The organism is Chryseobacterium ginsenosidimutans (assembly GCF_039536845.1).
In the GTDB taxonomy this organism is placed as follows: Bacteria; Bacteroidota; Bacteroidia; order Flavobacteriales; family Weeksellaceae; genus Chryseobacterium; species Chryseobacterium ginsenosidimutans_B.
Window position 1 is genome coordinate 278381 of record NZ_BAAAZJ010000003.1, and the last position, 21005, is coordinate 299385.

The 21005-nt window shown below is 35.0% G+C and carries 11 protein-coding genes and 1 tRNA gene; 5 read left to right on the top strand and 7 right to left on the bottom strand.

Annotation, left to right across the window (positions count from 1 at the left end):
- Nucleotides 1–69: 69 nt before the first annotated feature.
- The 4 genes from ABD745_RS01370 (at nucleotide 70) to argS (ending at nucleotide 6973) form a co-directional block, all read left to right on the top strand.
- Nucleotides 70–3057 (top strand): SusC/RagA family TonB-linked outer membrane protein, encoded by a 2988-nt coding sequence (locus ABD745_RS01370; RefSeq protein WP_344824052.1) that lies wholly within the window; start codon nucleotides 70–72, stop codon nucleotides 3055–3057.
- Nucleotides 3058–3060: 3 nt separating this feature from the next.
- Nucleotides 3061–4572, top strand: coding sequence for a SusD/RagB family nutrient-binding outer membrane lipoprotein (locus ABD745_RS01375; protein WP_344824055.1), 1512 nt, complete (start codon nucleotides 3061–3063; stop codon nucleotides 4570–4572).
- Between the two features lie 68 nt (nucleotides 4573–4640).
- Entirely contained in the window at nucleotides 4641–5096 is a 456-nt protein-coding gene (locus tag ABD745_RS01380; RefSeq protein WP_344824058.1) for a lipocalin-like domain-containing protein, read from the top strand.
- A 116-nt stretch (nucleotides 5097–5212) separates the two neighbouring features.
- Nucleotides 5213–6973, top strand: a complete 1761-nt coding sequence (argS, locus tag ABD745_RS01385) for an arginine--tRNA ligase (protein WP_344824061.1) — start codon at nucleotides 5213–5215, stop codon at nucleotides 6971–6973.
- A 55-nt stretch (nucleotides 6974–7028) separates the two neighbouring features.
- Here the strand turns inward: argS and ABD745_RS01390 are convergent, their stop codons facing one another.
- From ABD745_RS01390 to ccoN, 5 genes are all read right to left on the bottom strand, one after another.
- Nucleotides 7029–7955 carry a YihY/virulence factor BrkB family protein gene (locus ABD745_RS01390; RefSeq protein WP_344824064.1) on the bottom strand — a complete coding sequence of 309 codons (927 nt, stop codon included), beginning with the start codon at nucleotides 7953–7955 and terminating at the stop codon, nucleotides 7029–7031.
- A 17-nt stretch (nucleotides 7956–7972) separates the two neighbouring features.
- Entirely contained in the window at nucleotides 7973–10300 is a 2328-nt protein-coding gene (gene tamL / locus ABD745_RS01395; protein ID WP_344824067.1) for a translocation and assembly module lipoprotein TamL, read from the bottom strand.
- A complete protein-coding gene (locus ABD745_RS01400; RefSeq protein WP_344824070.1) occupies nucleotides 10300–15336 on the bottom strand; it encodes a translocation/assembly module TamB domain-containing protein in 5037 nt (1678 codons plus the stop codon). The genes tamL and ABD745_RS01400 overlap by 1 nt, the downstream gene beginning before the upstream one ends.
- Before the next feature lie 300 nt (nucleotides 15337–15636).
- On the bottom strand, nucleotides 15637–16524 hold the full coding sequence (locus tag ABD745_RS01405; protein WP_344824073.1) for a cbb3-type cytochrome c oxidase N-terminal domain-containing protein: 888 nt from the start codon (nucleotides 16522–16524) through the stop codon (nucleotides 15637–15639).
- A 16-nt stretch (nucleotides 16525–16540) separates the two neighbouring features.
- The gene (ccoN, locus tag ABD745_RS01410) at nucleotides 16541–18820 is read right to left on the bottom strand and encodes a cytochrome-c oxidase, cbb3-type subunit I (protein ID WP_344824076.1); all 2280 of its coding nucleotides are present in this window, start codon (nucleotides 18818–18820) and stop codon (nucleotides 16541–16543) included.
- 182 nt (nucleotides 18821–19002) lie between these two features.
- On the opposite strand from ccoN, the gene ABD745_RS01415 reads away from it, so the two are divergent.
- Entirely contained in the window at nucleotides 19003–19293 is a 291-nt protein-coding gene (locus ABD745_RS01415; RefSeq protein WP_344824079.1) for a helix-turn-helix domain-containing protein, read from the top strand.
- A 73-nt stretch (nucleotides 19294–19366) separates the two neighbouring features.
- Here ABD745_RS01415 and ABD745_RS01420 read toward each other — a convergent pair whose 3' ends face one another.
- Complete coding sequence (locus ABD745_RS01420; protein WP_344824082.1) at nucleotides 19367–20710, bottom strand: alkaline phosphatase family protein; 1344 nt, start codon at nucleotides 20708–20710, stop codon at nucleotides 19367–19369.
- 198 nt (nucleotides 20711–20908) lie between these two features.
- Nucleotides 20909–20979: transfer RNA gene (locus tag ABD745_RS01425), tRNA-Gln, on the bottom strand.
- Nucleotides 20980–21005 lie beyond the last annotated feature (26 nt).

Genomic DNA, 21005 nt, shown 5'->3' on the forward strand with positions numbered 1-21005 from the left:
TTTAACCTTTTTTCTTTTGTCATTTTAAGAAAGTTTTACAAATTTGTGTTAAGCAAAATTTAATTTGATATGAAGAAATTAACAATGGGTGTACTTGCATTAGTATTATCCTCATCCCTAGCTGTGGCTAAAGCTCAGCAAAAGAAGAGTGATACAGTAAGAACGCAAGACATCGAAGGTGTGGTAGTAACTGCATTAGGTATTAAAAGAGAAAAAAAATCTTTAGGGTATGCCTCTGAAGAAGTAAAAGCTGAAGCTCTTACCGGAGGCACTACAAACACAGGAAACGTAGCATCATTACTTTCTGGTAAGGTTTCCGGTTTACAGGTAAATACAAACAATAATTTCGGCGGATCTGCCAACTTACTAATCAGAGGATATAAGTCTTTGAGTGGAGGAAGCCCCCTTATTGTAATTGATGGATCTCCGGTAAATAATGGAACGGTTTCAGGTTCTACTTTCGATTATGGTAACTTCTTATCAGATATCAACCAAGATGATATTGAGAGTATCAACGTATTAAAAGGCGCTGCAGCTTCTGCATTATATGGTGAGCGTGGTAGTGATGGGGTGATCTTGATCGTTACTAAAAATGGACGCGGAAAACAAGATGGAAGTTGGGGGGTAACTCTTAACTCAGGTATAACTGCCGGGTTTATTGATAAATCTACTTTTCCGAAATATCAGACTAGATATGGAGCTGGTTATGGTCATGTGTATGGTGATGGTACTGAATATTTTAATCATGATCCAGATACTGGAGAACTTCAGACTCCTTTTACAGAAGATGCCTCTTACGGAGCCGAATTTAACCCAAATTTGATGGTAAGACAATGGGATTCTTATAATCCGGACTCACCAACTTATGGACAGGCTACACCTTGGCAAGCTGCAAAGAATGGTCCTATTAAATTTTTTGAAACACCAGTCACATATGTTAACACAATTTCATTAGAAAAAGGGAGTAAATCATCTAATATTTCCCTTTCATATACCAATATGCTTTCTAATGGATTATTACCTAATTCAGATTTAAGAAAAAACAGTTTATCAGCTAAATTCAATTATGATTTTACAGATAAATTACATGCAAGTGTTTTCTCTACTTTAACCATTCAGGATACAAAAGGCAGAAATGAAACGGGATATTCAGATAATATTGTTACTGGTTTCAGACAATGGTGGCAAACCAATGTAGATGTTTATGATTTAAGAAATGCATATGAAAGAAGTAATTCAAATCTTACCTGGAACAGAACTTCAGGATCTGACGGGACGCCGGCTTACTGGAATAATCCCTACTTCCAAAGATATCAAAACTATCAGTCGGATACAAGAACAAGAAGTTTTAGCTACGCCCAATTAAAATATGATATCACCAAAAATTTTGGTATTACAGGGAAGTTATCTTATGATCAAATGCAGATGCTGATTGAAGAAAGATTAATGAATGGCTCATTGCCACAGGCATTTGGAGCTTCAGGAAATAATGTAACTTCAGGATATTCTCGTCAGGATATTCGTACAACTGAAACAAACTTTGATTTATTTTTAAATTATAAATTTGATATCACAAGTGACTTAAATGTTAGTGGTATTGTTGGTGGAAATGTTAGAAGAAATCTAATTGATAATGTATACGCAAGTACAGAAGGTGGTTTGGCAACTCCGGGTTTATTTGCAATTTCAAATTCTGCAAGCCCAATTATACCACCGGATGAAAATTATTCAAAATGGCTAACATCAGGAGTGTATGCTACTGCTTCGTTTGGATACAAAAATTTATTATATGTTGACGGAACTATTAGAGCAGATAAAAGTTCAAATCTTCCAAAAAGCAATAATTCATACGTATATCCATCTGTTACAGGATCTGTTATTCTTTCGGAATTATGGAAGCCGAGTTGGTTGAGTTTCTGGAAAATACGCGGTAATTATGCAGAGGTTGGCTCTTCAACGGAAAATTATAGATTACAAAATACATATAGAGTAAGAGGTGGTTTTGGAAATACAGGACTTGTAGACCAATCATACTTTTTAGCTAATCCTGACTTAAAACCTCAAAGATCTAAAGAGGTAGAATTTGGTATGGAAGCCCAATTCTTTAAAAACAGACTGGGTTTTGATGTTGCGATTTATAAAACAAGGACATATGATCAGATTATTAATCTACCTGTTACTTCAGCAACTGGTTACAGAACATTTCTCGTAAATGCAGGACAAATCAACAATAAGGGTATTGAAGTTCAGTTGAATGGAACGCCTTTTAAAAATGATAATTTCAAGTGGGATATTGATGTAAACTGGTCTAAAAATCAGAATGAAGTTGTATCACTTTATGGGGATTCTCAGAATTATTTATTAGCATCTTATCAGGGAGGAGTTTCTCTAAATGCAAGAGTGGGAGAGGCTTTCGGAGCTCTTGTAGGTTCTGATTATGTTTATTTGAATGGCGAAAAGGTTATTAATCCTGCTAATGGTAGATACTTAACAAATCCTAACCAAGTAATTGGTAATATTACACCAGATTGGATTGGAGGTGTAAGAAACAGTTTCAATTATAAAGGTTTATCATTAAGTTTTCTTATTGATGTGAAACATGGAGGAGATGTATTTTCAACAGATATGTATTATGGACTTGCAACAGGTCTTTATGAGGAAACTGCTGTTGGAGATTACAGAACGGCTGGAGTAGTACATCCTGGTGTAAATCCGAACGGACAGGTAAATACCACGCCAACTTCAGCTCCTGATACTTTTGGAAATGTTGATGGCTACAGAAGAATGCCAAATTCAAGATTCGTTTATGATGCATCGTATGTGAAATTAAGAGAAGCAAGTATTGGATATAGCCTTCCTAAATCTTTACTGGCAAATACATCTTTTCAGGAAGTTAAAATTTCTTTGGTAGGAAGAAACCTTTGGATTATTCATAAGAATTTGCCTTATGCAGATCCGGAAACAGGAACAGGAAATGGTCTTGCGTCAAAAGGGAATTCAATTGGGGTATTGCCTACAACACGTGATTTAGGTATCAACGTAACTTTAAAATTCTAAAAAATGAAAAAAATATTTTTAATACTTAGCATACTTTCTTTAACAGTCGTTACAAATTCTTGTGAAAGCGACATTACTTCATTAAATGAAGATCCGAAACACCCGACAGTAGTTCCTTCCGGACTATTGGTGGCAAGTGCAGAACAGGAGTTGATTTCTCAGTTACTTACTCCGAATGTAAATAACAACATATCAAGATTTTTCACACAACAATGGGCACAGACTACCTATATTGATGAGTCGAATTATGATATGGTAACAAGACCAATTCCAAGAAATCATTATAACAGAATGATGGCTTCAAGTTCTGCCACTGTTCATTCTCCGGGAGTGTTATCTGCGTTGAGAGATGCAAAGCAATTTCTTCAAAATGAAGGATTAGACGCGGTAAAAAAAGGAAATAATGAAGCAATTATTGAATTAATAAATGTTTATGCATGGGCTAATCTGGTAGATACCTATGGTGACGTTCCATATTTTGGAGCTTTAAAAGCTGTAGCGGGAAATCAGAATGCGTCAGAAATTCCTTATGATGATGCAAAGACAATTTATCTTGATTTGGTTAAAAGAATTGATGCTGCCAATGCAATGATTAATATAAATCAAAGTGGCTATGCAGACGATATATTTTATAAAGGAAACATGTCTAAGTGGAAAAAGATGGCAAATTCTTTAAAATTCAGATTAGCGGTTACTTTATCGGATGTGGAACCTACTTTGGCAAAAACTTATGCAGAAGCAGCTTATAATGCAGGTCTGTTTGATAGTAAAGAAGATAACTTTGGATTAGCTGCATTTCCTTCCGGATTATTTGCGAATCCTGTATATCAGGAAGCAATTCAGTCAGGAAGAAATGATTTTATTCCTTCAGATCTTTTAGTTGATTATATGAATACTACTTCGGATCCAAGAAGAGACAGATGGTTTACAAAAATTGGAGGAATATATAAAGGGGGAGTCTATGGAGCTAATAACTCTTTTGCAGGTTATTCACATATGACATCACCAAAAGTAGATGTTAACGGAAATGTAGAAGCAGGATCTGATGGATCATATATGTTGATTACAGAAAATGCCCAAGGCTTTTTATTAGATTATACAGAAATTTCATTCCTGCGAGCAGAAGCGGCAGCGCGTGGCTTTAGTGTTGGTGGTACGGCTGCAACATTATATGCTGCAGCAATTACTGCTTCGATGACAGAATACGGGATCAGTGGTACAAACGCAACAGCTTTCATCGCGGCAAATCCTTTTAATGCATCAAACTGGAAGCAGTCAATCGGATTTCAGGCATGGATAGCTATGTTTAATAAAGGTTTTCAGGCATGGAACTTTGCAAGAAGGCTAGATTATCCGGTATTTGTAAATCCAGATGATTCTGCTGTTGATGGTGTTCCTGTAAGAATGAAATATTCAGATCAGGAGTATTTATTGAATAAAAATAATGTAACTGCCGCAGCACAGAAAATCGGAGGCGATAAAGTCACTACGAAAGTTTTCTGGGATGTTTTTTAATTAATTTGAAATAGATGGAAAATATTCCTGTAAAATTGTACAGGAATATTTTTCTTAAATAATAAAATATGAGATTATTTGTAAACCTATTTATCCTGATAGCTGTTGTTGTTTCATGTTCAAATGATGATGATAGGCAAGATACAATCATTGAAGCTCCTAATATTAGTGGGGTTTGGAAACCTGCAAGGTATGAATACAAGGGTAAAACATATCCGTTATCTGATTGCGAAAGAAAAGGACAGATTCTTGTAAATACAAATTTTTCAGGAGTTTATGAAAGATACGGAATTTCGAGTTCAGGAACAGATTGTAGTTTATATGATTCATTTTCGGGAAATTGGAACTATGATAATATGAATAAAATTTTAACTCTTAGTTATAATGAAAATGGTATTGTTAAAACTTTAAAAAAACAAGTGGAAGATTTTTCCAATACAGAATTGAAGATTACTGATACTTCAAAAGATCTGGATAATATACCTGGAAATGATGAAGCCAGTTTGGTATTCACAAAACAATAATTTAATTTCCTTCATATTTATTCCGCCTTCGGGCGGTTTTTTTATTTCCGTATATTTGTATTTCAAAAATAAATCAAAGCTAATTTATATAGCTTTTGAAAAATCAGTATAAACAGATGAATATTAAAAATATAATAGAAGAGAAGCTTTCGGAGGTTATTTTAAATGTCTATCAGTTGAAAGACATTAATCTGGAAGTTCAGGAAAATAAAACCGAGTTTGAAGGAGATTTTACGATCGTGACTTTCCCATTGGTGAAACAATTAAAGAAAAACCCGGAAAGTATTGGGGTGGAATTAGGTGAAGCTTTAACAGAACAAACTGAATTATTGGAAAGTTTCAATGTAGTAAAAGGTTTTCTTAATGTTAAAGTTAAAAATCAGTTTTTTGTAGATAATTTTACATCTATTACGAATGATTTCGACACAATAGAAAAGAAAAATTCTACGGTAATGGTAGAATATTCTTCTCCGAATACCAACAAACCTCTTCACTTAGGACACATCAGAAATAATTTATTAGGTTTTTCTGTTGCTCAGATTCTTAAAGAAGCGGGTTATGATGTGATAAAAACTCAAATTATCAATGACAGAGGAATTCACATCTGTAAATCAATGCTGGCTTGGGAAAAATTCGGTAAGGGAGAAACTCCTGATGCAACGGGAACAAAAGGTGATAAATTCGTTGGAAATTATTACGTAAAATTCGATCAGGAATATAAAAAAGAAATTTCTGAACTTGTAGAACAAGGTATTTCCGAAGAACAGGCAAAAAAAGATGCTCCGTTAATGAAAGAAGCTCAAAAAATGCTTTTAGATTGGGAAAATGGAGACGAAAAAGTAAGAAATCTTTGGAACGAAATGAACTCTTGGGTTTACAAAGGTTTCAACGAAACTTATAAAAGATTAGGAGTAGATTTTGATCAGGTTCAGTACGAAAGTAATACATATATTTTAGGGAAAGATCTTATTCAGGAAGGCTTGGATAAAGGAGTTTTGTATCAGAAAGAAGATGGTTCTGTTTGGTGTGACCTTACGGAAGATGGTTTGGATCAGAAATTATTATTGCGCTCAGACGGAACTTCTGTATACATGACTCAGGATTTGGGAACTGCAGTAGAGCGTTTCAAAGAAGGAAATATCCAGAAATTAATTTATACTGTTGGGAACGAACAGGATTATCACTTCCAGGTTTTATTTAAAATCTTAGGGAAATTAGGATATTCTTGGGCAGATCAGTTGTATCATTTGTCTTATGGAATGGTTGAACTTCCGAACGGTAGAATGAAATCCCGTGAAGGAACTGTAGTCGATGCAGATGATTTGATGCAAGAGATGTATGAAGAAGCAAAATTAAAAGCAACGGAACAAGGAAGATTGGAAAGTCTTTCGGACGAAGAAAAGGAAATTTCTTATGAAATAATAGGACAAGCTGCATTGAAATATTTTATGCTTAAGGTTGATCCGAAGAAAAAAATGCTTTTCAACCCTGCAGAGAGTATTGATTTTATTGGAAATACAGGACCATTTATCTTGTATACTTACGCTCGTATTCAGTCTTTATTATCAAAAGCAAACTTCGAACATAAGGAAACTTCTGATGTTGATTTCAATCAGTATGAAAAAGAATTGATTATGCTTTTATCTAATTATAAAGGAATCGTTGAAAAAGCAGCCGAATTATTGAGTCCTGCGCTGGTTGCAAACTATGTTTATGATTTGGTGAAATCTTACAATTCATTTTATCAGATTAACCCAATTTTGAAAAGTGAGGATGAAAATTTAAAACAATTCCGTTTGAATTTATCAGATCTTACGGCAAAAACAATAAAAAAATCATTAAACTTACTGGGAATACAAACAGTAAACAGAATGTAAACAAAGACCTTCAGAACTTCTGAAGGTTTTTTATTTTGTGAAAAATTAAACTTTTTTAAACATCGGTTTTTTCTTTCAAACTATCTTCATACAACTTCGCATCGCTCCATTTTGCATGTTTTGAAGGAATAATAGTATATCCTTTTTTATAAGCATAAATTTTTGTGTATTCCGCGCCAAAGAAAATCAACATACATGAATAATTAATCCACATCATAATTAAAATCACAGTTCCGGCGGCTCCAAAAGCGGAAGTAGGTTTTGCCGTTCCGAAATAAAGGCTCAATAAAAATTTACCTAACGTAAACAAAATGGTTGTCAGAAAAGCACCTTTCCAAATGGGTTTCCAGCTAACTTTCACATCAGGAAGAACCTTAAATATTAAAGCAAAAAGAAACATTACGATTACAAAACCAATGGTAAAATTTACCAATTGTACCGCTACATAAGTTTCCAGGCCAAAATAGGCAGTAATCCAGTTATTTAAAATACTGATCAGGGAGGAGAGAACCATGGTAATCATTAATAAAAAACCAATGATAAGAATCATTCCCAACGAATTTGCTCTGTCTAAAAGAAACTTTACAAGAGCTTTTTTGGGAGCAGCTTTCACATCCCAAAGCGTATTCAAAGAATGCTGAAGCTGAAAAAACAGAGTCGTAGAACCAAAAACCAGCGAACCAATTCCTACAGCTTTCATAATCACATTTTCTTTGTCGATTAAAGCTCCTGCAATCATATCCTGAATACTTTTGGCAACATCCTGTCCCATAATTCCGCTTATCTGATTGCTGATTTCTCCACGGATAGCTTCTTCCCCAAAGAAATATCCGGCAATCCAGATGATAATAATTAATAATCCCGGAATTGAAAAAATCGCATAATAAGCCAAACTCGCAGAATCGTTTGATGCTGTTGAGTTATTCCATTCTTTGAATGTTTCTTTTAAAGTTTCCCAGAAGAATTTTATATGCTTTATCATCCGTAATCGTTTATTAATTAAAAAGGATATCCGATAGCAATATTCAGAATAAGATTATCTTTTCTCCAGCTTGAATCTCCAAAATTAATTCGGTCGAATGTCCATCTGTCATTTTTTTCATAGTATGGAACTCTCAGTGGCATTGCCAAGTCCAGCCTTAAAATCAGAATAGAGAAATCAAGTCTCAGACCAAATCCGGCTCCGACGGCAATTTCACTTAAAAAATCTTTGGAAAATTTGGCTCCCGGCCTGTCTGCATCTTCATTAATCAGCCAGACATTTCCTGCATCGGCAAAGACGGCAACATTTAAAAATTTATAAAGATTAGCACGGTATTCTGCATTTAATTCCAATTTTATATCACCTGACTGGTCAAAATAATAGCCATCAGGAATTGTTCTTGGGTCAAAACTTCCCGGTCCCAAAGTTCTTGCACGGAAGGCTCTTACACTATTGCTTCCTCCCGAAAAAAACTGTCTTGAAAAAGGAATATATTCAGAATTTCCATAAGGATAGGCAACTCCCCCAATAAATCTAGTGGCTAGAGAAGTTTTTTCATTGAATTTGTGATAGAACCTGAAGTCATTTTCAATTTTAGCATACTGACTGAAAGGAACTCCGAAAATAGTTTTTTCTTTATCTTTTTTTGCGTTTGCTCCGGTCACCAAACCTGTAATATTTCCTGCTAAATCCAATGTTCCTTTGTAATACATTGTGTTTGGCTTCGGCAGCATTGTATTGGTATAGGTATAAGAATAAGTTGGTCCGAAAATTAATTGTTTTTCAACCACTCTTTTCATAGCATCATTATTTGCAGATTTTTCAAGGTATAAATCTGTAATATTTGCCGGAGAAACATAAGTAATATCAATAATTTTTAAATCATGTTCTTTTCTTGCATTTTCTTTCCAGACATAACCAAATGAACCGCTGAAAGTATTTAAGGTATAATATTCTGTACGGTTTTGAAATTCGTAACCAAGAGTGATATTCGTTCTCGGAACAAAAGCGCTCGATGAATTAAAACGGAATGGTGCCACAATTCTAGGAATCGAAAGCTGTACATTGCTACCCATTCTAAAAATATTTTTTGCATTTTCCGGACCACCGATTTGTACATCGAAAGCACCATAAACAGAAGCTTTAAACTGTTCTGCACCTCTGAAAAAATTTCTGTGCGTCCAGTTTAAATTTAATTCGCTTCCTGCATAATTGGCAGAGTTTGTTCTTCCTAAAGCTTCCAGACGAAGGGATTGAAGTTCTTTTGGAGTTAATAAATAATAGGCATCAAATTTATGCTGTAAAGAATCTGAAACTACGAATTCATTTTTTACAAATTTAAAAACTCCCAAACTGATCAAACGGTTCAAAGTAAGATTATGATCTGTTCTGTTGTATAAATCTCCTTTTTTGAAATATAAAGCCCTGTCGAAAATTTTCGGTTTAAATTTATGTTGGGGATCGATTACATAAATATCATCCTGAGCATGTTTTTGAAGGGAATCGGCATTCATTGGAACGTCGTATTTTCCATTTTTTACATCCCGGATATTGTAGTTAGGAAAAACGATAACTTTATCAATGGTGAACTGCTGCGTAGAAAGATCGGGGGTGTTGTCTTTTAATTTTACATTAAGTTCAACTTTATGATTTTTGGTGACCGTACTGTCTGCCTGAACAATAATATTATCAGGATGAAAATAATAGAAACCTCTTTCTTTTAAGCTGTTATCAATTCTTTCTCTTTCAGATTTAATGACGTCCAGATCAAAAGGCTGACCTTTTTTCAGGAAAGTTTTACCTGCAATATTCTGAATTTCCTGATTAACCAATGAAGAATCTTTCTGAAATTTCACATCACTGATCAGATATCTCGCTCCCGGTCTTAAGGTATAAATAACCTGCGCTTTTTTATTTTTAGAAACCGTATCGTAAGTTGCTTTTGCATTGAAATATCCTTTATTTTCAGAATAATTTTCAATGATATCTTTATTGAATTCGCGGTCGACATCACCTAATAAGACAGGTTTTTCACCTACTTTGTATTTCAGCCAATAATTAAAACCTTTATCTTTTTTCGGCTCTTTGGCAATATTATAAAAGTATAATTTGAGTCTTAAACCTAAAAATGATGAGTTTGGTTTTGGAGTAAGATTGGCTTCCAGTGCGGTCTGAAGCCCTTTCTTTTCTTTTTTCGAAATAGTATCGTTTTTAATTTTTACTTCTGCGCCGGTATAAAGCATCTGACCTTCTTTCAGAAATCTCGTGTTACTACATGAAAGTGTAAACGAAGCCATTCCGAAAGTGAATAAATATTTAAAGTATGTTGGATAATTTTTTTTCATTATTTAAATTCTACGGCTTGGTTTTGCTTATTTTTTCTGGATTCTCTTTGCTTTTTATTTCTTGATTTCTGGAAAATATCCCGGAATTTGTCATAATCCAGTGTAATGATAAATCCTAATCCCGTTTCCACGATCTGCCCCTGAAGAGCAACCTGATATTCATTTTTTCTGTAGGCACGAAGCATATATCTTCCGTCTTTAGAAAGGCTGTAATCAACTGTTACGTCTCCTGCAATATTGGTCATATTTTCATTTTGACGGGCATCTCCTTCTAATGCGAAATTACTTCCTACCGAAACTTTTAGTCGGTCGTTTAACAGTTTTTTGCTGAGTCCGACATTAAGGTCTGTTCTTGTATTTTTAGCTCCTGAGGAATAATCTTCAGAAGATTCTAAATCAAAATTAAGATCAACTCCTTTGATAAGATCAGATGCGAGATTATTCAATTGTTGAGAAAGAATTTTACTCACACTTTGTCTTGCCAACATTTCTCCGGATAATCCCGCCCCGGATTCAAACGGATTTTCACCGATAAATCTGTTTAAAAGCAATAAAGCAAAAACCTGTTTGTTCATTTCAGATTCCTGAGTTCTCAGCTGAGACAGTTTTTGATCCACAATATCTGTTACGGTTGAAGAAACGGCATTGTTTTTCTCATCGGTTGTAATGTCAAATGTAATGACGGGTTTCAGTAATTCACCTTTCATTTTTAATAAAGTATTGAAAGGAATTCTTTGTTTAAACTGATTCAAAGTTCTGGCGTCTTCTCCACTGATTTGCTGCTCAACTAAATCAATCGGTGCAGCCTCGGTTTTATAAACTGCGGTAATATCAAGATTCGCTGTCGTCGGTTCCCCGGTCCAGGTAATGGTGCTTCCTTTTTGAATATCAAACTTACGTTTTAAGACACTTACCGTCATTTCATAGCTTCCGGATTCTACTTCATAAACACCGACAAGGGTAGTTTTTCCGGAAGGATCAACACCTCCAGTCAATTCCGCTTCACCTTGTAGTTTTACAAAATCTCCGTTTGCTTTATCAATCAGTAAAGATAATTTGGCTTCTTTACTTATTTCAATATTGACATTCACATCCATTCCTTTAATGCGGCTTTGGGCGTTTAAAGAATCTGCTTTAACGGTTTTATTTAAAACAACCTGATCCTGGTCGATAAATTCGACAATTCCCTCTCTTTCCTGTAAAGTAGGAGAGGACTGAGGCAGAACAAATGTGAAATCTGTATTGTCTGCAACTGCCAATCGTCCGTCAACTTTCGGCAGATCTGAATTTCCACGAATATGTAATCCTGCATCAATAGCAAGAATTCCGTACATGATGGCATCATTGGATTTTTCAGAATTTACGACTTTGAAATTTTTGGCATTTACATCAAGGTTGAAGGCAAAATCTCTGTAAGTTTGCGTTAAAACCTGACCGTCAATATTCAGTGAATTTCCGTCTTTATCATTGATTTTAAAATTGTTAAACTCAATTCCACGGTTCGTAAAGTCGATTTCGTCATTCAGTTTTCTGAAATCACTTCCTGTTTTAGCTATTTCCAATCCTACATCATTGAATTTTACTTTACCTAAAATGTCAGGCTTATCTGTGGTTCCTGTAATTTTTAAATTTCCCGAAACGTAGCCTTCTGTATTTGTAATCGCATTCATTGAGAATCCCTGTACAGATTTCATTTGAAGCTGATTAATTGCCATATTCAGGTCAAATGTGCTGGAAGAAGTGTTGTAATCTCCTAAAATTTTCACGTCATTATTATTTCCGGAAAGGGCAATATCGGCGTTTAAAAGATTCGGTGAAGAGTTGTTAACTTTCACTGCAAGGTTTCCGATTGGATTTCCATATACAAATAAATCTGTGATATTTAAATCAGAAGTAAAGGTCATTTTTTTAGTTAAATCTCGTAACTGAGCCGTTCCGTTGATTGTTCCTTTTGCTAAAACCGTATCTTTTTTAATCAATTCTGTGATGGTCTCAATCTTAAAATCTTTCAACGAAACATTTAAAGGAGAGTTTGGAGTTTGAGATTCAGACTGCAATGAAATTTCACTTCCTGCATTGGAAAGTCTGAAATTGTCGGCAAGAATTCCATTTTTACCTATTTGGATTTTATTTCCTTCTGCAACAGTCCAGTCGGTGTAATTTAATTTTAAACCGTCTGGATTTAATGAAATTTCAGTAATATCATTTAACGATTTTGCATTTCCTGCGATTAAAAACTGAGTGGCATCTTTTTCGTCTTTTGTGGTGATGTTGTAGTTGATAATATTATTGGCAATATCTCCGTTAATTCCTATCTTATTTAAAGCAAAGCTGGAACTTTTTAATCCTGCAACATATAAATTATACTGTAAAGCCTGATTTTCGTTGGTGACTTTTAAAGTTGCATTTTCAATAGAATTTTCACCATAGAGAAGTTGTGGAATCTGTCCGTCAATTTCAATTTTTTGTGAATCGGCATCATAGTTTCCGGTTAAATTAATGGTTTCAAAACTTTTCAGATCCGGAACGAATTTTCTGATCAGATCATCATTTTTAATTTTTGCATTAAAAGTAAAAAACTGTCCTGCCTGAATTTTCTGAGATTTATTTGGTTTCTGGAACTGGTAATATTGATTAACAGTTTGTGTTAAAGCACCAAATATTTGAGTTAATTTATATTTTCCTTTTAATTCTACATCAGCAATCTGGGAATTGAAAATAATGTTAGTGGAATCATTCGTTGAAGAAGCTTTTAAATTGACTTCCTGAACCGGATAAACTTCTTTGGTATCAGAAAATGCAAAATCTTTTAGATTTAAATAACCATTCAAATGATCAGGATCTAAATTCGTAAAATCTCCGTCAATTTTTCCTGCAAGGATCATCGGATCTTTATAGAAACCAAGTTTGTTTAGATCCAGTTTAATGACTTCCCCATTGATTTTTACCGTAGGATTTTTTTCATTATAAACTCCGGAAGCCGTTAGCATCAGATTCGCATTTGGATCTTTTGAATTTAAAATAAAATTGTAAGCTCCGCGTAGGATTTTTCCTGTTAGATTCATATTTTGATAACGGTAGCCTTTGTAAACTGCGGAAGCAACGTGACCTTTCAGATCAGCATTGGCATTTTTGAAATCAAAACTTTCTCCTTTCGCATAAATTTGTGCTGAAACGGCTCCAATATCTTTATTCTGAATAATTTTTCCGATCTGTAATCCCTGAAGATTGGCTTTCACATCATACAATTCATGATTTTTTCTTCGCATATCAACTTTAGCAATAACAGCGGCATTTCCAAGAGTAGAGTAGAGGTTCAGATTGGCGTCTACCACTTTAGTTGTACCTTTTGCCGTCCCTTTGATGCTCATGTTGGAAGGCAGAGAAATATTGGATGGAATCGTATTTTTAGGAACTAAATTAAAGATCGTTTTTGCTGATGAAGATAATTCTGCAATTCTCAGATCGTAGTATAATTGATCAGGATTCATCGCATTTTTGATTCTCCCTGAAGCTGCAACTCTCAACTGATCCAAACCTGAAACTTTCAGATTGTTGATCAGCAAATCATTGACATTTCCTTTTACATTCGCATTGACATTTAAAATAGCATTCGGATATTTATTGAAAGGAACCGTATTTCTTAAAGTCGGGACTAAATTTAAAATATCAGCGAACCCGATTTTAGAATCTTTAATATTGGCTGCGATTTTTACCGCTCCCAAGTTGGAACTTAATTGCTCGATAGAATTATAATTTAAAATAACCTCATCACGCAGAATCGTTTTCGGAGTCTGTAAATAAAGATTTTTTAAATAGGCTTCTTTTTGATTGTAAACAAAATCCGTATTGAATTTCTGAATATCCAACCCTCTCGCTTCCTGAATTTCCGCTGAGTTTACACTTCCTGCAAATGTATTGTTCTGCATTTTGAAACTTCTCACCTCAACATTCATTTTGGAAAAATTCAGGTGATTGAAATCCATTCCCTGTTTTGTAGGAGTGATTGCAGTATTGTTATAAGCAACTTTTACATCGTTTAAAACCAATTTTCCGAGCAATAAACTTAAAGCTTTTTGCTGATCTGTGGCTTTTGAAACTTCAGGTTCTTTGGTATTTTCCGGATTGACATTTTGTGCAGGTAGATAAAGATTAGCATTAATATCAGCTCCTGAAAGGAAAACGTTGTCAACATTATAAGCGTTGTTTTCCATGTCAAGTTTGTTGACTTTGGTGCTTAATTCTTTAAATAGAACCTTTGCAAAAGTTTTGGTATTGTCATCACCATAATCAATGTTGAAATTAGTCAGTTTTATTCCTCTCAAGCCGATCTGCATCGGCTTTTTGCTACTCAAAGAATCGACCTTTTTTTCCACCTTTTTGGAAACTTCTTCGATAAGATCCTGTTTAAGTTTTAGCCTTAATCCGTCAAGATTAATATCATTGACGGCATATTTGTTGTTGCTTAAATCAAACGTTTTTACTCTTGTATCAAAAGATTTGAAGTAAAGTTTTATGTCATTTCTGGATTGCTGATCGTCGAAAGTAACGCCGATATCTTTTAAATTAATTTTATCTAAAGAAATAATGAAGGGCTTCGATGAACTTTCTTCTTTATCACTCGTCGCAAAAGCATCAATAATATAATCGAAATTGAATTTTCCATCCGGTTTTCTCACCACGTTTGCTCTTGCACCCTCTAAATCTACCGAAGTAATGTCTGCCGTGGAATTAACGAGTTTAAGCATGTTCAACCCGACATCGAGTTTTTTTACCGCCAAAAGAGTATCAATTTCCTGTCCTTTTAAATACAGATTTTCCATCACAAGACTGTTTGGAAATCCTATATAAACCCTTTCCAGACTTACTTTTGTCTTGATTTTTTTCTCAAGATAAACAACCAGCTTGTCTTTGATGAAATTCTGAACTACCGGAAGTCTCAAGCTAAGAATAAGCAGCGTAAAAAATACCAATATAGAAATAATGGTAATTAAAAAACGCCTTAAGAGTTTTCTTTTGTTGATTTTTAGTTTCAAGAGTGATTGGGTTTAAACAAATATAATAATACTAAATGTACTAATTATCTGTTGTGGTACCCTTTGCGAATACAAAAATCCTGCCTTGACTGTCCCGTTATGGAATTTAGTTTAGTTAATTGTCAAGTGAATTAGTTGATGGAGACAGCCAAAGCCCGGATTTCTAGTTGTTTAAAAGCCCCCTTTTATATCATTTTTATTAATGTTGAAAAGGTTTTAGCAAAAATGAATATTCAATGTTAGTTTAGTTATTCAAAGGGGGCGTGGATAATTTACATATGTTGAGATAATAAATTTTTATCAGTCATTTCCATTCTCCCATTTTACTTCCTCACCTTGAGGAGCTGCACCACCTTGAACGGGAGTAATCGGAGCGGTTTCCTGATTGATGTGATAGATGTAAGCTGCAATTTTCTCGGCATCTCTTCCGGTAATTGTTCCTTCTTTAATTAAAGGGCGCATGGTAGGATTGTTTGGTGAACCGTTTTCCAACATCCAGATCACATTTTTGAAGAGACTTTTTTGTTTTACATTGATCCAGTGAGTGTCTGTTAAGTTTGGACCGATTCCGCCTTTTCCGTTTTCTCCGTGGCAGGTTACGCAGTTTGTTTTAAATAATTCCTGACCTTCTGCGATATTGTCTGCACTGTATTTTGCATTTTCCAGCGTGATTTGAGGCGCTGTTTTTTCAAATTCTTCGATGGAAGCGAGCATTGTTTTGGTTTCATGATTCAGTTCCGCTTCCGGATGGGCGTAATCTGTGAATGCAAAAGCTGTAAGATAGACGACACAGAAAATACATCCGAAATAAAACAAGCCAATCCACCATTTTGGAAGTGAATTATCGAGTTCTGTAATCCCATCAAAACCATGATCGATCAGAATATCTTTTTCCTGTGTTGCAGACTGTTTTTTGAATGCCGAGTTCCAAAGTTTCAAAAAATAAGGTGTGTTTTTCTCTTTTAAATATTCCGCTTTTTTTTCTTCGGATAATGCAGTGAAATTTTGATTTTCAATTAAATCTCCAATGGAGTTCATAATTAAAAGCAAGATGATTGCAATCAACATCAATCCCCAGAAAAATGGTGAAGAAAAATATCCTGAATCGTGCGCGAACATTTCGAACGCCATGATCGTCAAACCTATTGTGAGAAGGATGTATACTGAAATTGGGGTTCTTGTTTTCATTTTAAATTAATTTTAATTATTCTGCACTTGCAGTTTGGATCTGGGTGGTTTTGATGTCTGTACCTAATCTTTGCAGATAGGCGATCATAGCTACGATTTCTCTTTTTTCCAACGGTACGAATGATGATCCTTTTGCTGCCTTATCTTTTTCAACCTGGTCTTTGACATCTTTTGCTTCAGAATAAATTCTCTTAACGATCCCATTTGCCTGATTGTCTGCCCATTGATTTGCGGAATCTATTTCAGCTTTTGAATAGGGAACGTCAAAGTAATTTTTCATTAATATCATTTTATCCACCATTTTTGTTTTGTCTAATTTGTTGATAATTAACCAAGGAAAACGCGGCATAATAGATCCTGCAGATGTAATTCTTGGATTGTACATGTGTTTAAAGTGCCATGAATCCGGGTTTCTTCCACCTTCTCTCTGTAAATCCGGTCCTGTTCTTTTTGATCCCCAAAGAAATGGCCTGTCGTAAATAAATTCTCCGGCTTTCGAATATTGTCCGTTTTTACCTTCAAATCTTACAATTTCATCACGGAAAGGTCGGATCATCTGTGAGTGACAAGCGTTACAGCCTTCACGAATGTATAGATCTCTTCCTTCTAATTCTAGCGGTGAATAAGGTTTTACCGCTGAAATTGTGGGAACACTTTGTTTTAGTGTTAAAGTTGGAATAATTTCTACCAGACCACCGATCGCAACAGTAATTAAAGCCAATATTGCCATTATTCCCGGAGTTCTTTCGATCCAGAGGTGAATTCCTTCGCCTTCTTTTCTTTCTGTTCCGATATTTGCTAAAGCCGGAGCTTCTGCGGGAACATTTTTCTGGAAAGATCCTTTTCTGACAGTTTTAATAACATTCACAACCATTAGAATTGCTCCTGAAAGATAAAGCAGACCTCCCAAAAATCTCATTTTATAATAAGGAATAATTGCAGTAACGGTATCCAGCCAGTTTTTCCAGACTAAAGTTCCGTCCGGGTTGAATTGTTTCCACATTAACCCCTGTGTGAATCCTGAAATATACATTGGAACGGCATAGAAAATAATTCCTAAAGTTCCCAGCCAGAAATGCCAGTTAGCTAATTTTTTAGACCAAAGCTCGGTTCTCCACATTACAGGAATAAGATAATATACAATTCCGAATGCCATGAAACCATTCCAGCCCAATGCTCCGATATGTACGTGACCGATAACCCAGTCTGTGTAATGTCCGATTTTATTTAAAGATTTTGTAGCTAATAAAGGTCCTTCGAAAGTTGCCATTCCGTAGCAAGTAACGGCGACTACGAAGAATTTTAATATCGGATTTTCTCTTACTTTATCCCAGGCTCCTCTCAATGTAAGAAGTCCGTTCAGCATTCCTCCCCAAGATGGAGCAATCAGCATGATGGAGAAACCTGTTCCCACCGCTTGTGCCCAAGCCGGAAGCGCAGTGTATTGTAAGTGGTGCGGTCCTGCCCAAAGATAAACGAAGATCAATGACCAGAAGTGGATGATTGATAATTTATAAGAGAACACAGGTCTATCCGCAGCTTTTGGTAAGAAATAATACATTAAACCGAGAACCGGAGTTGTCAATACAAATGCAACTGCATTATGACCGTACCACCACTGAACCAGAGCATCTTTTGCTCCTGCATAGATTGAGTATGATTTCCAAGTTGTGAAAGATAACGGGATTTCAAGATTATTAAAGATATGAAGCATTGCTACCGCAATCCATGTTCCCATGTAAAACCAAATAGCCACATAAAGGTGTCTTACTCTTCTTTTTGCAATCGTTCTGAACATATTGATCCCAAAAACCACCCACGAAATAGTAATTAAAATATCGATCGGCCATTCGTGTTCTGCGTATTCTTTAGAAGTGTTAATTCCCATTAAGAAAGTAATAACTACAGAAACAATCATGATTTGCCATGTCCAGAAGTGGATCCATGATAAGGTATCGCTGTACATTCTTGTTTTAAGCAGTCTCTGCATGCTGTAATAAGCACCACAGAAAAAGGAATTACAGACAAACGCAAAAATTACCGCACTCGTATGCAACATTCTGATTCTTCCGAAGCCTAAAGCTCCTTGTGTATTAATCAATCCCTGAATATTACCCGATGCTAAACTTTTAATGGTTGTATCATCTGTTCCGAATAAAAATTCCGGAAGTTCAGGATAAAAAAGCATCAGCGCAGCGGTAAGTCCGAGTAAAAAACCGACTAAACCGAATGCAATTGTAGCATAGAGAAATGCTCTGACAATATTATTGTCATAATTAAATTTCTGCGTCTCCATAATTCCTATGTGTTATACTGAAGTGATATTTTCCTTTAAAACAGAAGTTTTAAGTAAATTTTTAACTTAAGTTTTAAATATCATGTAGCGTGATAATGTTTTGCCAAAGGTATTCACTAACTTTGTGTAAGTCTAATAGATATACTTCTAAAATATACCGAAAACTACTAAAAACGAAAGAGATGAAAATATGTGGTCAAAATATCAGGAAAATAAGAAGAAGTAAGGATTTTACTCAGGAATATATGGCTTTTGAGATGGGAATTTCTCAGAAAGCATATTCTGATATCGAAAATTCTAAAGTGAAGATCAATCTTGAAATTTTAACGAAGATCTCAAATATTTTAGAAATAAAACCTTCGGAAATTTGCAGTATTTCTCATAAATGCGGGAATGATTATGAAGAAAAATTCCACGATCTTTTAGACTATATGAAGAAGAACAATGTTTCAATTCCTGAAGAATATCTGTAATTTTTTTATATATAAAGATAAAAAGGCTGTCTTTATTTGAGACAGCCTTTAATTTAAAATAAAATTTGTTTTCTTATTTAGTCAATAATCCCGGATAAAGAATTCCGTCTGTTTTTAAATTAAGATTTAATAAATATGCGATTAACGGAGCAATATCTTCCTGCCCCATTAGCGGAAGTACAGTTCCTTTTTTAATACCTTTTCCAAAAGCTACAAATCCTGTCTGGATCTCTTTGAAATCGGTTGGTAGATAACCGTGTGTTCCTCCGTCTGCTGCTTTCAGTAATTCCCCAGTAGCTGTTGCTCCAAAACTCACTCCTTGATATGCAGCTAAAGCCAATGATGCGGTAGGATCTCCCTGTGCTTCTGCAACCTGTTGTTTATCTAAAACGTGGAACAGTTTTTTATATCCTTCCGGAAGATTGTTTAAAAGTTCATTGACTTTACTTAAAGTCGCTTTATCATTAGGGTTTTTCAGATGTAAAAATGCAGACCCTCCACTTGCCTGAAAGTAGGCCTTCCAGTCTTCTTTTTTGTCATTGTTGTATAAACCTGCTTTTGCCAACATTACATTTGGATTAAACTGGCTGTGAATATCCACAAAACCATGATCTCCTGTGATGATAAAAGTTGTATTTTCTTCTATTCCTGCTGCGATTGCCGCATCGATTAGAGTTTTAATAGCGACATCTGCACCGACTACTGCGGAACGAACTTTATCACCATCTCTGCCTTCTTCATGTTCAAAGTGATCAGTCGCTGCGATATGAAGTGCCAAAAACGAGGGTTTGTATCTTTTTAAAATGTAGGCAGCCATTCTTGCTTTGTTTTGATCACTCACCATATAATCTAAACTCGCTCCATACTCCCCGAATTTTCCTACAGCATAATCCTGCACTTCCTGAAAAAGTTCTTTAGGAGTAGACTCCATGCTCATTGCCTTTACTTCATCTTTTTTCTCACCTTTATTTTTTGGAAGATATACATATTCCGGTAAATTGTAAGTGATAGGAGCTCCTACTGTTACAGGCCAGCTTACACCGGCAGTCGTAAGACCCGCTTCTTTTGCCACACTGAAAATCGTCGGAACTTTAATGTCTTTATAAAACCAAAACCATTCTCCTGTAATTCCCAAAGGCTGAACAGGTGTATTATAATAAATTCCATGTTTTGCAGGTAATACACCGCTTACGATGGTTGTATGCGAAGGGTAAGTAACTGTAGGAAAAGAACCACGAACTCCATTGGCATAAGCTCCCTTTTTCATCATTTGTCTTAGATTTACCATAGACCATTCCTGATTTAGATAAAACTCGGGTCTTAGACCATCTATACTTACTAAAACAACATGTTTGGAGTTATCCTGAGCATTCACTAATCCCATTGCAAGGGTAAGAAAAAAGAATATTTTTTTCATTGTAAAAAATTTTTGCAAGATTAGAATATTAGTATTAATCGAACATGAACTCCTTATTAAATGTTCTGCATGACACAATATATTTTTAAATAATTTTATCGGAATTCAATTTTCAGAAAAAAAAAACGAGAATATTTAGGAAGGGAAGATGTGAAAATCTTATAAATAAAAAAACCACCCTTAAAAGGATGGTTTTCGTAGACCCACAGGGATTCGAACCCCGACTGACGGTACCAAAAACCGGAGTGCTACCGTTACACTATAGGTCTGTGTTATTTTGGTGATGCAAATTTAC